Source organism: Streptomyces sp. NPDC107528 (genome assembly GCF_055639295.1).
The window spans coordinates 256,739-270,676 of the sequence record NZ_JBVKAV010000001.1; the positions used below are offsets into that span (position 1 = coordinate 256,739).

A 13,938-nucleotide genomic window follows, 5' to 3' on the forward strand; every position below is an offset into this window, starting at 1 on the left:
ACGCAGAGGAACCTGAGGGTTCTGTTAGTGGCTCATGGTGCGCCCGAGGTCACAGACCGGCGTAGCCGGCTCCCGCGTCCCGCAGACGCTCGTGCAGCCCCCGGAACACGGCGGCCGACCGCGCGCCCGGCCAGTCCGCGGGGAGCAGCCGGGCGGGCAGGCCCGGGTCGGTGTAGGGGAGGTGGCGCCAGGAGTCCAGGGCGAGGAGGTAGTCGCGGTACGCCTCCTCGGCAGGAGTGTCGTGCCGCTGCTCCCAGTCGGCCAGCACGCGCGCGTGGCGGTCGAGGAACGCGTCGTGCTCCTTGGCGATCGCGGCCAGGTCCCACCAGCGGGCGACGGCTTCCGCGGTCGCCGTGAAGCCGAGATGCTCGCCGCGGAAGAAGTCGACGTACCCCTCCAGGCGCAGCCGCTGAAGAGTGTGCCGGGCCTCCTCGTACAGCCGTGCCGGTGCGATCCACACGCCCGGGGCGGCCGTCCCGAAGCCGAGGCCGGCCAGCCGGGAGCGCAGCACATGGCGCTTCTGCCGCTCCGACTCCGGGACCGAGAACACCGCGAGCACCCAGCCCTCGTCGTCGGGCGGCGCGGTGGCGTAGATGCGCCGGTCGCCGTCGTCGAGCAACTGGCGGGCGTCCTTGGAGAGTTCGTAGCCCGCCGCGCCCTGTGCCGTGCGGGCCGGGAGCAGCAGCCCGCGCCGCTTCAGCCGCGACACGGACGAACGTACCGAGGGAGCGTCCACGCCGACCGCGGCCAGCAGTCTGATCAGCTCGGCGACCGGCACCGGGCCGGGCATGTAGCGGCCGTAGGCGCCGTAGAGCGTGACGATGAGAGACCGTGGTGCATGCTGGTCGGACACGTTGATCATCTTAGGTCGTACGGATCACTGCTGGTCACCCGGCGGGTCACCACCGTCGCGCAAACGGAAGCGCTGGAGCTTGCCGGTCGCCGTGCGTGGCAGGGCGTCGAGGAAGACGATCTCGCGCGGGCACTTGTACGGCGCCAGCTCGGCCTTCACGAACGCGCGCAGCGCCTCGGCGTCCTGGCGCGCCCCGTCCTTGAGCACCGCGTATGCCACCACGACCTGTCCGCGCGCCTCGTCGGGCCGGCCCACGACCGCCGTCTCCAGCACGTCCGGGTGGCGCAGAAGCGCCTCTTCGACCTCGGGACCCGCGATGTTGTAGCCGGCCGAGATGATCATGTCGTCCGCGCGGGCGACGTAGCGGAAGTAGCCGTCACTCTCCCGGACGTAGGTGTCGCCGGTGATGTTCCAGCCGTGGCGCACGTACTCGCGCTGCCGTGGATCGGTGAGATAGCGGCAGCCGACGGGCCCGCGCACGGCGAGCAGACCGGGCTCCCCGTCGGGCATCTCCCGGCCCTCGTGGTCGACCACACGTGCCTGCCAGCCCGGCACCGCCACCCCTGTCGTCCCGGGCCTGATGTGCTCGTCGGCCGCGGAGATGAAGATGTGCAGCAGCTCGGTGGCCCCGATGCCGTTGATGACGCGCAGCCCGGTCCGCTCCTGCCAGGCCTGCCAGGTGGCGGCGGGCAGGTTCTCGCCCGCCGAGACGCAGCGGCGCAGTGAGGAGATGTCGTGCGAGTCGAGTTCGTCGAGCATCGCGCGGTACGCCGTCGGCGCGGTGAACAGCACGGACACCCGGTGCTCGGCGATCGCGGGCAGCAGCTGCTTGGGCCCGGCCTGTTCGAGGAGCAGGGAGCTGGCGCCGGCCCGCAGCGGGAAGACGACGAGGCCGCCGAGGCCGAAGGTGAAGCCGAGCGGGGGGCTGCCGGCGAAGACATCGCCCACATGTGGTCGCAGCACATGTTCCGAGAAGGTGTCGGCTATCGCGAGCACATCCCGGTGGAAGTGCATACAGCCCTTGGGGCGTCCGGTGGTCCCGGACGTGAAGGCGATGAGGGCCACGTCGTCGGCCGCGGTGTCGGCGGCGTCGTACGGCGTGTCGGGCGCCGGGCGGTGCAGCAGGTCGTCGGGGGCGTCGCCGCCGAACGTCGCGATCCGCAGCCCGGGTATCTCGGCCTTGGCGAGGTCGTCGACGGCGCGGATGTCGCACAGCGCGTGCCGCACCTGCGCTATCTCGCACATGGTCTTCAGCTCGTGCGGCCGCTGCTGGGCCAGCACGGTGACGGCGACCGCGCCCGCCTTCAGCACCGCCAGCCAGCAGGCCGCCAGCCAGGGCGTGGTCGGGCCGCGCAGCAGCACCCGGTTGCCCGGGACGACGCCGAGGTCGCCGGTGAGCACATGCGCGAGCCGGTCGACGCGGGCGCGCAGTGTGCCGTACGTCCATGTGTCGCCGGACGGGGTGTGGAACACGGGTCGCTCGTCGGGCGGGCCGGCGAGCAACTCGGCTGCCGCGTTGAGCCGATCGGGGTAGTCCAGCCCCGAAAGGTCGAAGCGGAGCTCGGGCCACTGGTCGGGCGGTGGCAGGTGCTCGCGGGCGAAAGTGTCGACGTGGGCGGAGCGGTGCAGACCGGCCATTGCGGTTCGCCCCCTTGCCTTGTGGGCTGCCTGTGGGCGTCGTGGTGGGGTGAGCGGGTCCCAGCACAGGGAGCGTATCGTGTTGGTGACGACAGTCAATGGTGCGCGATATCGTCGGGAGGGTCCGTCGAGTACGGCCCCGCAGGGAGGTCGGCAATGCCCGCATTCTCGCTCGATCCGGCGCAAACCGCCTGGTGTGCCGAGCTGCGCACCCTGGCCGACGACCGGCTGCGCCCGCTCGCGGAGAAGGGTGAACCCAGGCACGTCAACCGCCCGCTGGTCGCCGAGCTCGGCCAACTGGGGCTGCTGCGGCGGCTGTTCACCGCCGGAGCGGTCGACCTGTGCCTGATGCGGGAATCCCTCGCGTACGCCTGCACGGAGGCGGAGACCGCACTCGCCCTCCAGGGGCTGGGCGCGCATCCCGTCCACGCCCACGGCACCCCGGCTCAGCGGGAGCGCTGGCTGCCCCGGGTGGCCGAGGGCAGCGCGGTGGCGGCCTTCGCGCTGAGCGAGCCGGGCGCCGGGTCGGACGCGGCGGCGCTGGAGCTGCGGGCGGAACGAGACCCCTCGCGGCCGGGAGGACCGGGAGGACCGGGGGAGACACTTGCCGCCTCGGTCGCCGCCGAAGCCGACGGCCCCGCCCGCTGGCGCCTCACCGGTGAGAAGTGTTGGATCTCCAACGCCCCCGAGGCCGACTTCTACACCGTCTTCGCCCGCACCACCCCCGGCGCCGGCTCCCGTGGCGTCACCGCCTTCCTGGTCCCCGCCGACCGGCCCGGCCTCACCGGAGCGGGCCTGGACATGCTGTCCCCGCACCCCATCGGCGCCCTCGACTTCGACGCCGTCCCCGTCACCGCCGATGACGTCCTGGGCGAGCCCGACCGCGGCTTCAGGGTCGCGATGGGCACCCTCAACCTCTTCAGGCCGAGCGTCGGTGCCTTCGCCGTCGGCATGGCCCGTGCGGCCCTGGACGCCACCCTCATCCACACCGCCCAACGGGATGCGTTCGGGGGCAAGTTGAAGGACCTCCAGACGGTCGCCCACGAGGTCGCCGAGATGGCCCTGCGCATCGAGGCGGCCCGTCTCATGGTGTACGCGGCGGCGACGGCGTACGACGAAGGCGCCCCGGACGTCCCGAAGCGGGCCGCGATGGCGAAGCTGCTCGCGACGGAGACGGCGCAGTATGTCGTCGACAAGGCGGTCCAGTTGCACGGTGCCCGTGCCCTGCGCCGCGGCCATCTGCTGGAGCACCTCTACCGCGAGGTGCGTGCCCCGCGCGTCTACGAAGGCGCCAGCGAGGTCCAACGCGGCATCATCGCCAAGGAGTTGTACACGAACATGGAGGCCGGTCAGTGACTACCGAGCGTGTCAACCCGCCCGACCTGTCCCCGCCCACCGGCTTCTCCCACGCGGTCGTCGCCACCGGATCCCGGGTTGTGTTCCTGGCCGGGCAGACCGCACTCGACACCGACGGCAAGGTGGTGGGCAAGACGCTGCCGGAGCAGTTCGAGCGAGCGCTCACCAATCTGCTGGCCGCGCTGGCGGCGGCCGGCGGCAACCCGGCCGACCTCGCGCGGGTCACCGTCTACGCCACGGACGTCGCGGCGTATCGCGTCCACGTCGCCGAACTGGGCCGCATCTGGCGGCATTTGGCGGGGCGGGACTACCCGGCGATGGCGGTCGTGGAGGTCGTACGCCTCTGGGACGAAGAGGCCATGGTGGAGCTGGACGGGTTCGCGGTACTGCCGTAGGCCGCGCTCACGCGGCCATCGCGAGCCGCTCTGCCGGCACCCGCTGCGGGGCGACGACACGGCCGTCGGGCAGCAGCTCACCGCTGTCGTCGAAGACGATGGCGCCGTCACACAGAAGGCTCCAGCCCTGCTCGGGGTGGGCGGCCACCACATGTGCGGTGCGGTCGTCGGAGGAAGGGCACGAAGGCTGGTAGGAACACATGGCGCACCTCCACGTCGGGCGGACGAACCGTATGCGTCGTCCATATGGGTAGACCATGCTCCCGTCGCGAACTCATCGGAACGGGCCGCTGTGAACCGTGACAACACGCGGACAACTCTCTGACCGATCCACGAAGGTCGCAGCGGACTCGCCACCGAAGGGGTGACGGTCACGCCCGCGGGCACACCCGCCGGGTACCAGTGGAAGCCCCCACTCCGCCCACCGGGAGGTCATCCCATGCCCCTTCGCCCCGCTCTCGCCACCGCCGCCGGCGCCGCCCTGTTCCTGCTGCTCGCCGCGCCCTCGGCGCCCGCCGACTCCGACGCTCCAACGGAGCCCGAGGAGACCGTGAGCGTCGGCACCAAGACCCCCATGGCCGCGGACGGCACCATCACCGTCTCCGGCACCTACCGCTGCATCGACAGCACGGGACCCACGTTCGTGAGCGCCTCCATCGGACAGAAGGACTCCACCACCCGGTACGCCATCGGCGGCACCCTCGCCGAGTGTGACGGCAAGCAGCACCGCTGGGAGAACAAGAGCAAGGCCCCCGCGGACGCCACCCTCAAGCACGGCAAGGCGAACGTCGAGGTCACCGTCGTGGAGCTGCGCCCCGTGGACGGCCTGGGCGGGCTGCCCCTGCCGCACTTCCACGCGGTGGTGAAGAAGGACATCACCCTGTCGAAGCCCAAGGCGTGACGGCTGCACTGCCTGCCGTCGCCCCCCATTGACCGCGCCCCTTCCGGTCGACCGGAAGGGGCGCGGTCGCGTCGCTCAGGCGCGAGCGACCAGGTCCAGCACGATGTCGGTGATCATGTCCTCCTGGCCGCCGACCATGCCGCGCCGGCCGACCTCGACGAGGATGCTGCGGGTGTCCGGACCGTGGCGGGCGGCGGCGGTCTCGGCGTGCCGCAGGAAGCTGGAGTACACGCCCGCGTAGCCGAGGCTGAGGGTCTCGCGGTCCACCCGCACCTCGCGGTCCTGAAGGGGGCGTACGAGATCGTCGGCCGCGTCCATCAGGGGGAACAGGTCGCAGCCGTGGTCCCAGCCCATCAGGTCGGCGACCGCGACGAATGCCTCCAGCGGGCAGTTGCCGGCGCCCGCCCCCTGCCCCGCGAGCGAGGCGTCCACCCGGGTCACGCCGCTCTCGACGGCCACGACGGTGTTGGCGACGCCGAGTGCGAGGTTGTGGTGGGCGTGGATGCCCAGCTCGGTGGCCGGGTCGAGGACGTCGCGGTAGGCGTGGAAGCGGTCGCGGACGCCGTCCATGGTGAGGCGGCCACCGGAGTCGGTGACGTAGACGCAGTGGGCGCCGTAGGACTCCATCAGCTTGGCCTGGCGGGCCAGTTCGGCCGGTTCGGCCATGTGGGACATCATCAGGAACCCGGCGACGTCCATGCCCAACTCCCGCGCGGCGCCGATGTGTTGCGCGGAGATGTCGGCCTCGGTGCAGTGGGTGGCGACGCGGACGCTGCGGACGCCCAGGGCGTGCGCCTGCCTGAGGTGGTGCAGCGTGCCGATGCCGGGCAGCAGCAGAGTGGTGGGCACCGCGTGCTGCGCGGCGTCCACCACGGCCTCGATCCATTCCCAGTCCGTGTGGGCGCCGACGCCGTAGTTGACGCTGGAGCCGGCGAGGCCGTCGCCGTGGGCGATCTCGATCGCGGCGACCCCGGCGGCGTCCAGCGCGGCGGCGATGGCGCGGGCCTGGTCGACGGTGTAGCGGTGCCGGACGGCGTGCATGCCGTCCCGCAGGGTCACGTCCTGGACGTACAGCCGGGTCATCGGGAGGCCACCTCCGTGGCGTGCGGGAGGGCGGCCATGCGTTCCGCGGTGCGCAGCGCGGCCGAGGTCATGATGTCGAGGTTCCCGGCGTAGGCCGGGAGGTAGTGCGCGGCGCCCTCGACCTCCAGGAGGACGGACACCTTCAGGGCCTCGCCCGCGCCGGGGACGAGAGTGCGCATCGGGTCGTCGGACGGCACCCGCTCGAACTGCACCTTCTGCTTGAGCCGGTAACCGGGCACGTACGCCTGCACCCGCCCGGCCATCTCCTCGACCGACGCGGTGACCGCCTCCGTCGCGCAGTCGGAGACCAGGCAGTGCACGGTGTCCCGCATGATCAGGGGCGGTTCGGCCGGGTTGAGCACGATGATCGCCTTGCCGCGCGCGGCACCGCCGACCCGTTCGATGGCGGAGGAGGTCGTCTCGGTGAACTCGTCGATGTTGGCCCGGGTTCCGGGGCCGGCCGAGCGGGAGGCGATGGACGCGACGATCTCGCCGTAGTGGACCGGCGTGACGGCGCCCACGGCGGCGACGATCGGGATGGTGGCCTGGCCGCCGCAGGTGACCATGTTGACGTTCGGGGCGTCGAGGTGGGCGTCGCCGTTGACCGGCGGCACGACGTACGGACCGAGTGCGGCCGGGGTGAGATCGACCAGGGTGCGGCCGAGCGGGCGCAGTACGTCGTCGTGGTGACGGTGGGCGCCGGCCGAGGTGGCGTCGAAGACGATCTCCACATCGGCGAACTCGTCCAGCGCGACGAGCCCTTCCACGCCGTCGTGGGTCGTGGCGACCTTCAGCCGGCGGGCGCGGGCCAAGCCGTCGGAGGCCGGGTCGATGCCGGCAAGCGCGGCGATCTCAAGGGACTCCGAGAGCCGCAGAATCTTGATCATGAGGTCGGTGCCGATGTTGCCGGACCCGATGACGGCGACCTTGGTGCTCACAGCTCGCCCCCCTCGTGCGCGAAGCCGACTTCGTGCGCGAAGCCGACTGCGGGCGCGAAACCGACCCGCACGGAACCCAGTCCGCGGACATCGGCCTCGAACACGTCGCCCGGCGCGGCGGGCGTCATCGGACCCAGCGCACCGGTCAGCACCAGGTCGCCCGCGCGCAGCGGATCGCCCCGTTCGGCGAGCGCGCAGGCCAGCCACACGGCCGCGTTGAGGGGACTGCCGAGGCAGTCGGCGCCGGTGCCCTCGGACACGGTCTCGCCGCCCCGCGTCATGGTCATCGTCACGGTCCGCAGATCGACGGCGGTGAGCGGCACGGGAGTTGCGCCGAGGACGTACAGGCCGCAGGAGGCGTTGTCGGCGACGGTGTCGACCAGGGAGATGTCCCAGCCCCGCACCCGGCTGTCGACGATCTCCAGCGCGGGCAGCGCGAAGTCGACCGCGCGCAGGACGTCGACGACCGTGCACGCGGGGTGCGGCAGGTCGCGCCCGAGGACGAGCGCCACCTCGGCCTCCACCTTCGGCTGGAGCAGCCGCCCGGCGGGCACCTCGCCGCCGTCCGGTACGGCCATGTCCGCGAAGAGCGCACCGAAGTCGGGCCGGTCCACGCCGAGTTGGCGCTGTACGGCAGCTGAGGTCAGGCCGGTCTTGCGGCCCACGATCCGGCGCCCGGCGTCCAGCCCGCGCCGCACGTTCAGCTGCTGCACGGCGTACGCGGTCTCCAGATCCGCGCCGGCGTCGAACAGATCACGCACCGGAGCACAGGCGGTCCCGGTGCGGGCGGCCTCCGCAAGCAGGTCGGCGGCCTTGACCACGGCCGGCGGGGCGGCGTCCGGACGGACACCGTCGGGTGGGGTCGACACGGGATACCTCCGGGGAAGGTGCAGCGGCGGGCGAGCGGATGGGAAGGAGCCGGTCGGCGCCGATGGCGGTTCGACACCGATATAGACACGCCCCGCCGCGAGGGGACAAACTTTGTTCCGTGACACGGAACAGCGCGGGCGGCAGCATGCTGGAGAAGGCCGCGATCATCTTGGAGTGCTTCAGTCCGAGCGGCGGCCCGTACCGCCTGTCGGAACTTTCGGAGCGCACCGGCCTGCCCAAGCCCACGGTGCACCGGCTGGCCGCGGACCTCGTCCGGCTGGGCTGGCTGGAGCGCTCGGGGCCCCAGTACCGGCTCGGGGCGAAGCTGTTCGAGCTCGGCTCGCTGGTGCCGCACCGGCTCGATCTGCGCGAGGCGGCCCTGCCGTTCCTCCAGGACCTGTTCGAGGCCACCCGCGAGACCGTCCACCTCGGGGTGCGGGACGGCATGGACGTCGTCTACCTCGAACGCATCCACGGCCACGAGGCCCTCCAGCTGCCCTCCCGCATCGGCGGCAGCCTGCCGTTGACCTGCACCGGTGTCGGCAAGGCCCTGCTGGCCTTCTCCGGCGCCGAGCTGACCGAGGAGGTGCTGTCCCGGCCGCTGCCGAGCCTCACACCGCACTCCCTCACCGATCCGAACCGGCTGCGCATGGCCCTGGAGAAGATCCAGGTCTCCGGCCTGGCCTACGAGGAGCAGGAGGCCGCCCTCGGCGTTGCCTGCATCGCGGCTCCCGTCTTCGCCGGCGGCACCACGGTCGCCGCCCTCTCGGTGGCGGTGCCGCGCTCCCGTTTCAGCCCCGCCCAGTTGGCGCCCGCCGTACGGACCGCGGCGCTCGGGCTGTCCCGGGTGCTGCGCGGGGGCGGCTGACAACCGGCCGGCGCCCATCCCGCCGTACGGACTGAGGCGCCCGCGTGAGCGGCGTACCGTCGACTGTGTGGAGCCCACGGCCGGCCGTCTTGTGTCGCGCGCGGCGCGCGAGCTCAGTTCGCGAGCGGACGAGCTCACCTCCGACGTGCAGCGGCGCCTGCTGCGCGAACTCCCCGCGCTGTGGGACGACCCGGACGTGGCCCGGATGGCCGGTGAGAATGTCGCCGAGCACATCGGCGCGGCCCTGTTCGGCCTGGAGCACGCCATCGAGGCGAGGCTGATCGAGCTGCCGCCCGCCGACCTGGAACGCGCGCAGATGCTGGCCCGGCACGGCATACCGCTCAGCGCGATGCTCCGCGCCTTCCGGCTGGCGGAGGAGATCGTCCTCGACCGGCTGCTCGCGGAGCTGCCCCGGCTGAGCGACGACGCCAAGCAGGTCAGCGAGGCGGCCCGGCAGCTGAACGCGATGTCGACGATGTACGTGGACCGGGTCTCCGAACAGGGCGTCGTCGCGTTCCAGGAGGAGCGGGACCGGCGGTTGCGGTGGCGATCGGCGATGGTGAACGAGGCGGGCATGCGCATCGGCACCACCCTCGACATCGCCCGCACGGCACAGGAGCTGGCGGATCTCGCCACCGACCACTTCGCCGACGTCGTCACCGTCGACCTGCTCGACACCGTGCTGCGAGGCGAGGACGTCGCGGAGGGACCGCCGGTGCTGCGCCGGACGGCCCGGGGACCGGCGGACGGGCCCGACCCGCAGGACGCGATCGCACCGCAGCAGCTCCACATCCCGGCGGACGGCTCGCCGTCGGCGCAGGCCCTGGCCAGTGGGCGTCCCTCCCGGCACCAGCACGGCAGGGGCCGGGGCGTCCCGCGAGCTCACTCGTCCCTCGCCGTCCCGCTGCGCGCCCGCGGCACCACGCTGGGCGTCGCCGAGTTCCACCGCCTCGCCAACCCCGCCCGCTACGACGACGAGGACCTGCTCCTCGCCCAGGAGATCGCCGCGAGGGCCGCCGTCGCCGTCGACAACGCCCGCCGCTACACCCACGCCCGGGCCACCGCCGTCACCCTCCAGCGCAGCCTGCTTCCCCAGGAGGTGCCGGAGCAGTCGGCCGTGGACGTCGCCTACCGGTACCTGCCGGCCGGCTCCGGCTCCGGCGTGGGCGGCGACTGGTACGACGTCATTCCGCTGTCCGGCGCCCGGGTTGCCCTCGTGGTCGGCGACGTGGTCGGCCACGGCATCCGTGCCGCCGCCACGATGGGCCGGCTGCGGACCGCCGTACGCACCCTGGCCGACATCGATCTGCCGCCCGACGAACTCCTCACCCACCTGAACGACGTCGTCGTGCGCGTGGCCACCGAGGCGTGCACGGACCCGGATGCCGAGCCCGGCGCCGACGTCGGCGGAGTCAACGGCGCCACCTGCCTCTACGCCGTCTACGACCCCGTCTCCCGCCGCTGCACCCTGGCCCGCGCGGGGGATGTGCCCCCGGCCGTGCTGGTCCGGGACGGCACGGCGGAGCTGCTGGATCCGCCGCCCGGCCCGCCGCTCGGACTCGGCGGACTGCCCTTCGAGACGGTGGAGGTCGACCTGCCCGAGGGCAGCCTGCTCGCCCTGTACACCGACGGTCTGATCGGGGCCCCCGACCACGACGCCGACGCGGGGCTCACCGCGCTGCGACAGATCCTCGCCCGGTCGGCGACCTCGTTGGAAGCGGCCTGCGACACCGTGCTGGAAGCACTGCGGCCCGGCCGGGGCGACGACGACATCGCCTTGCTCCTCGCCCGCACCCGCGCGCTCGGGGCCGACCGGGTCGCCACCTGGGACCTGGAAGCCGACCCGGCGGTGGTGGCCAAGGCCCGTTCGGACGTCTCCCGTCAACTGGCCGCCTGGGGCCTGGAGAACCTCGAGTTCACCGCCGAACTGGTGGTCAGCGAACTCGTCACCAACGCCATCCGCTACGGCCGTTCCCCGATCAGCCTGCGCCTCATCCACGACCGCACCCTCCTGTGCGAGGTCTCCGACGCCAGCAGCACCACCCCACACCTGCGCCGGGCCCGCGTCCTCGACGAGGGCGGGCGGGGCTTGCTGCTGGTCGCGCAGCTCGCCGGGCAGTGGGGGACGCGGCACGCCCGGCGCGGCAAGACGGTCTGGGCCGAGCTGGACGACTCGGCCGAGTTCCCGGCCCTGGCCTTCGGGTAGGCGGGCGGCTGCCGGGAGCTCAGTCGGTTCCGGGCTGGACCAGCTTGAAGACGAGGCGGGCGGCGGCTCGCCGGGCGGACCGGCGCAGGCGTGCCGGGAGGGGGCGGGGTGAGGTCGGGGCGGAGGTACCGCCCGCCAGGCGGGGGAACAGGGCCTCGGCGTTGGCGCGGTTGATCGCGGTGAGCGTGCCCGGGTCGACGCCGGAGTCGAGGCCGCTCGCGAAGTACTGGCCCGCCGGTGCGGGCGCGAACGGCCAGTCGCTGCCGAACAGGACGTGCCCGGGGCGCGCGAACGCCAGCAGGGTGGGCAGGGCGGCGGGGCTGGAGGACAGCGCGGTGTCGAAGTAGAAGCCGCGGAAGTCGTCCAGGACGTCGAGGGGGCTGCGTCCGATGTCACTGGCGAGGGCGACGGCCATGCGGTGGGAGGCGTACGGCAGGAAGCCGCCGCCGTGGCTCAGCACGAACCGGATGTTCGGGTGGCGGCGCGGGATGCCGTTGCGTACCAGGAGGTGGGCGGCGCGGGTGGTGTCGAGGAGGAAGTCGGCGGCGAACGGGGGGATCCCGTCGACGGCTGGGGCGGGGAGGTCGGCCGGGTGGACGAACACGACGGCGCCGTGTTCGTCGAGGACCCGCCACAGGGGGGCCTGGCCGTCGGCGCCGAGGTAGGTGCCCTGGCTGTTGGCGAGCAGGGTGACCCCGTCGGCGCCCAGCTCGGTGAGAGTCCGCTCGGCCTCCTGCGCCGCCGCCTCGACGTCGGGCATCGGCAGGGTGGCGAACCAGCCGAGGCGGGCGGGGTGTTCGGCGGCGAGGGCGGCGGAGAAGTCGTTGAGCGCTCGGGCCAGTCCGGCCGCCTCGCCCGGGTTGCCGAGGAAGCCGGTGCCGGGGGTCGAGACGGAGAGGATCGCCGTCTCGGTGCCCAGCAGATCCATCGCCTCCAGCGCGGCTTCGGCGCTCCAGCCGGGCAGGGCACGGCCGCCCGCCTCGGTGATACCGGCCTTGGCGAGGGCGTCGCGGTAGAGGGGCGGGACGAGGTGCTGATGGACGTCGATCCGGCGGGGTGCGGTGGTCATGGGGCGGCTCTCTCGGGTTCGCGGCTTTCTCGGGTTTCGCGGGTTTTTCGGCTTTCAGGGTTTCTTGGGCTTCTTGGGTTTCGTGGGTTGCTCGGGTTTCTCGGGGAGCGGGTCCATTTCGTAGGCCTGGACGCATTCCTCGGCCGTCGGAGGAAGTTCAACGGCCGGTCACACGAAGGTCACCGACACCGGCCCCAGGACGTCGAACCGCGCCTCGACCTTCTGGCCGGCCCTGACGAAGGAGGCCTGGGTCATGGCGCCGGACAGCACGACGTGGCCGGGCTCCAGAGCGGAGCCGAACGCGGCGAGCGTGTTGGCCAGCCAGGCGACCGCGGCCGCGGGGTGGCCCAGCACCTCGCGGCCGCTGCCCGACCCGGCCGGCTCACCGTCCACGATCAGGTCGGCGGTGACGGCGGCAAGGTCGGGCGCGTCCCGGACCGGGATCCAGGGGCCGCGGACGAGGCCGGCGGAGGAGGCGTTGTCGGCGACCGTGTCGACGAGCGTGATCCGCCAGTCCCGGATCCGGCTGTCGACGATCTCCAGGGCGGGCGCGACGGCGTCGGTCGCCCTGAGCACGTTCTCGACCGTGACGCCGGGGCCGGACAGCCGCTCGCCGAGGTGGAAGCAGATCTCCGGTTCGATCCGGGGTCGGCAGTAGTGCGCCGCGAAGACCGGCGCGCCGTCACGGTGGACCATGTCGTCCAGCAGATGCCCGAAGTCGGGTTGGTCGGCGCCGAGGAGCCCCCGCATGGCCGGGGACGTCAGGCCGATTTTGTGCCCGATGACCGTAGCCCCGTCGGCCAGCCGCCAGGAGACGTTGTCGCGCTGGACGGCGTAGGCGTCGGCCAGGTCGAGGGCGGGCAGCAGGGCCGACAGCGGGTCGATCGGCACCGCGCGGTGCTCCGCCTCCCGCAGCAGCCGGGCGGCCTCCTCGCGCTGGACGTAGGTCAGGCTCATCCCTCGCTCCTCCCTGCCATGCGGACCGCCGCGTCGTGGACGAGCCGCGCGTGCAGCTCGAACATCGCCACCAGGTCGACACAGTCGCCGCCACCCACCTCGCGCTCCACGAACAGCCCGTCGGCACCGGCCACGGCGTATGTCGTCAGGGTGCGGACGGCTTCCTCGTCCAGGGCCGGGAAGAGGGTGCCGATCATGTCCGATATCCGCTGCCGGGAGAGGGCGCGGACCTGGCGGAACACCGTCCGCCCCCGTCGCTCGACAGGCCGTCGCTCCAGGGCGAGCATCAGGCCGAGGCGCAGAAAGTCGGGGGCGTCGACCAGGGACTTCGCCACGTTCGCCGCCATCGCTGTGACCCGCTCCAATGGTGTGCCGGTGTCCTCGCCGGGCAGTTCGACGGCGGTGAGCCAGGCCGTGAAGCTGCGCTCGATAACAGCCGCGATCAGGTCGTCCTTGTCCTCGAAGTGCCAGTAGATCGAGCTCGCGGGCAGCCCGCACCGGGCACTGACCGTGGCGATCGACGTGCCCTCGTACCCGCGCTCACCAGCGATCTCGACAGCGGCGTCGAGGATGCGCTGCCGCGACTCCAATCCGTTCGCACGCTTCTTCCGCGCCGTCTGAGGCCCGGTGTGAGAGCCGGTGTGGGGCCGGGTGTGCGGCCTGGTCATGGGAGACGCCCTTTCCCGTCGTGCCGGCCCTTGACCGACCCGGACGCCGAGCTTACCGTAGCGGCCATTCCAATTGGAGTGAACGCTACAACAAAGAGCCGCAGCAACAGGGACGACAGTGAGGTGGCCTGGTGAG

At 72.6% G+C, this 13,938-nt stretch carries 14 protein-coding genes; 5 read left to right on the forward strand and 9 right to left on the reverse strand.

Annotation, left to right across the window (positions count from 1 at the left end):
* Window positions 1–49: 49 nt before the first annotated feature.
* Together ACZ7L5_RS01280 and ACZ7L5_RS01285 are read right to left on the reverse strand one after the other, a co-directional pair.
* Window positions 50–862 (reverse strand): PaaX family transcriptional regulator, encoded by an 813-nt coding sequence (locus tag ACZ7L5_RS01280; RefSeq protein ID WP_471513368.1) that lies wholly within the window; start codon window positions 860–862, stop codon window positions 50–52.
* A gap of 15 nt (window positions 863–877) precedes the next feature.
* The gene (locus ACZ7L5_RS01285) at window positions 878–2,491 is read right to left on the reverse strand and encodes an AMP-binding protein (protein WP_471513370.1); all 1,614 of its coding nucleotides are present in this window, start codon (window positions 2,489–2,491) and stop codon (window positions 878–880) included.
* 156 nt (window positions 2,492–2,647) lie between these two features.
* Here ACZ7L5_RS01285 and ACZ7L5_RS01290 point away from each other — a divergent pair, with 156 nt between their 5' ends.
* Together ACZ7L5_RS01290 and ACZ7L5_RS01295 are read left to right on the forward strand one after the other, a co-directional pair.
* The gene (locus ACZ7L5_RS01290) at window positions 2,648–3,847 is read left to right on the forward strand and encodes an acyl-CoA dehydrogenase family protein (RefSeq protein WP_471513372.1); all 1,200 of its coding nucleotides are present in this window, start codon (window positions 2,648–2,650) and stop codon (window positions 3,845–3,847) included.
* Complete coding sequence (locus ACZ7L5_RS01295) at window positions 3,844–4,242, forward strand: RidA family protein (protein WP_471513373.1); 399 nt, start codon at window positions 3,844–3,846, stop codon at window positions 4,240–4,242. Before ACZ7L5_RS01290 ends, ACZ7L5_RS01295 begins: the two co-directional genes overlap by 4 nt.
* 7 nt (window positions 4,243–4,249) lie before the next feature.
* Here ACZ7L5_RS01295 and ACZ7L5_RS01300 read toward each other — a convergent pair whose 3' ends face one another.
* Window positions 4,250–4,444 carry a DUF5999 family protein gene (locus ACZ7L5_RS01300; protein ID WP_362386732.1) on the reverse strand — a complete coding sequence of 65 codons (195 nt, stop codon included), beginning with the start codon at window positions 4,442–4,444 and terminating at the stop codon, window positions 4,250–4,252.
* A 237-nt stretch (window positions 4,445–4,681) separates the two neighbouring features.
* Between ACZ7L5_RS01300 and ACZ7L5_RS01305 the strand changes: the two genes are divergently transcribed.
* Window positions 4,682–5,143, forward strand: a complete 462-nt coding sequence (locus ACZ7L5_RS01305) for a DUF6299 family protein (RefSeq protein ID WP_328878605.1) — start codon at window positions 4,682–4,684, stop codon at window positions 5,141–5,143.
* Window positions 5,144–5,218: 75 nt separating this feature from the next.
* Here ACZ7L5_RS01305 and dmpG read toward each other — a convergent pair whose 3' ends face one another.
* The 3 genes from dmpG to ACZ7L5_RS01320 are packed head-to-tail and all read right to left on the reverse strand — an operon-like array spanning window position 5,219 to window position 8,033.
* Window positions 5,219–6,226, reverse strand: coding sequence for a 4-hydroxy-2-oxovalerate aldolase (gene dmpG, locus ACZ7L5_RS01310; protein WP_471513375.1), 1,008 nt, complete (start codon window positions 6,224–6,226; stop codon window positions 5,219–5,221).
* Window positions 6,223–7,164, reverse strand: a complete 942-nt coding sequence (locus tag ACZ7L5_RS01315; protein WP_471513376.1) for an acetaldehyde dehydrogenase (acetylating) — start codon at window positions 7,162–7,164, stop codon at window positions 6,223–6,225. The genes dmpG and ACZ7L5_RS01315 overlap by 4 nt, the downstream gene beginning before the upstream one ends.
* Window positions 7,161–8,033, reverse strand: a complete 873-nt coding sequence (locus ACZ7L5_RS01320; RefSeq protein WP_471513378.1) for a 2-keto-4-pentenoate hydratase — start codon at window positions 8,031–8,033, stop codon at window positions 7,161–7,163. The genes ACZ7L5_RS01315 and ACZ7L5_RS01320 overlap by 4 nt, the downstream gene beginning before the upstream one ends.
* Window positions 8,034–8,179: 146 nt before the next feature.
* Here ACZ7L5_RS01320 and ACZ7L5_RS01325 point away from each other — a divergent pair, with 146 nt between their 5' ends.
* Together ACZ7L5_RS01325 and ACZ7L5_RS01330 are read left to right on the forward strand one after the other, a co-directional pair.
* Window positions 8,180–8,902 (forward strand): IclR family transcriptional regulator, encoded by a 723-nt coding sequence (locus ACZ7L5_RS01325; RefSeq protein WP_471514465.1) that lies wholly within the window; start codon window positions 8,180–8,182, stop codon window positions 8,900–8,902.
* 67 nt (window positions 8,903–8,969) lie between these two features.
* Window positions 8,970–11,108, forward strand: a complete 2,139-nt coding sequence (locus ACZ7L5_RS01330; RefSeq protein WP_471513380.1) for an ATP-binding SpoIIE family protein phosphatase — start codon at window positions 8,970–8,972, stop codon at window positions 11,106–11,108.
* Between the two features lie 19 nt (window positions 11,109–11,127).
* Here the strand turns inward: ACZ7L5_RS01330 and ACZ7L5_RS01335 are convergent, their stop codons facing one another.
* The 3 genes from ACZ7L5_RS01335 to ACZ7L5_RS01345 all read right to left on the reverse strand — a co-directional run bounded on the left by ACZ7L5_RS01335 (window position 11,128) and on the right by ACZ7L5_RS01345 (window position 13,802).
* Window positions 11,128–12,177 carry an amidohydrolase family protein gene (locus tag ACZ7L5_RS01335; RefSeq protein WP_471513382.1) on the reverse strand — a complete coding sequence of 350 codons (1,050 nt, stop codon included), beginning with the start codon at window positions 12,175–12,177 and terminating at the stop codon, window positions 11,128–11,130.
* A 168-nt stretch (window positions 12,178–12,345) separates the two neighbouring features.
* Complete coding sequence (locus ACZ7L5_RS01340) at window positions 12,346–13,134, reverse strand: 2-keto-4-pentenoate hydratase (protein ID WP_471513383.1); 789 nt, start codon at window positions 13,132–13,134, stop codon at window positions 12,346–12,348.
* Window positions 13,131–13,802, reverse strand: a complete 672-nt coding sequence (locus ACZ7L5_RS01345) for a TetR/AcrR family transcriptional regulator (protein WP_471513385.1) — start codon at window positions 13,800–13,802, stop codon at window positions 13,131–13,133. The genes ACZ7L5_RS01340 and ACZ7L5_RS01345 overlap by 4 nt, the downstream gene beginning before the upstream one ends.
* Window positions 13,803–13,938 lie beyond the last annotated feature (136 nt).

Bases quoted from the DNA above. Each gene is read 5' to 3' on its own strand.
- ACZ7L5_RS01285 (WP_471513370.1), bottom strand. From the start codon at position 2,491: ATGGCCGGTCTGCACCGCTCCGCCCACGTCGACACTTTCGCCCGCGAG.
- ACZ7L5_RS01340 (WP_471513383.1), bottom strand. From the start codon at position 13,134: ATGAGCCTGACCTACGTCCAGCGCGAGGAGGCCGCCCGGCTGCTGCGG.
- ACZ7L5_RS01300 (WP_362386732.1), bottom strand. From the start codon at position 4,444: ATGTGTTCCTACCAGCCTTCGTGCCCTTCCTCCGACGACCGCACCGCA.
- ACZ7L5_RS01345 (WP_471513385.1), bottom strand. From the start codon at position 13,802: ATGACCAGGCCGCACACCCGGCCCCACACCGGCTCTCACACCGGGCCT.
- ACZ7L5_RS01325 (WP_471514465.1), top strand. From the start codon at position 8,180: ATGCTGGAGAAGGCCGCGATCATCTTGGAGTGCTTCAGTCCGAGCGGC.
- ACZ7L5_RS01290 (WP_471513372.1), top strand. From the start codon at position 2,648: ATGCCCGCATTCTCGCTCGATCCGGCGCAAACCGCCTGGTGTGCCGAG.
- dmpG (WP_471513375.1), bottom strand. From the start codon at position 6,226: ATGACCCGGCTGTACGTCCAGGACGTGACCCTGCGGGACGGCATGCAC.
- ACZ7L5_RS01305 (WP_328878605.1), top strand. From the start codon at position 4,682: ATGCCCCTTCGCCCCGCTCTCGCCACCGCCGCCGGCGCCGCCCTGTTC.
- ACZ7L5_RS01335 (WP_471513382.1), bottom strand. From the start codon at position 12,177: ATGACCACCGCACCCCGCCGGATCGACGTCCATCAGCACCTCGTCCCG.
- ACZ7L5_RS01280 (WP_471513368.1), bottom strand. From the start codon at position 862: ATGATCAACGTGTCCGACCAGCATGCACCACGGTCTCTCATCGTCACG.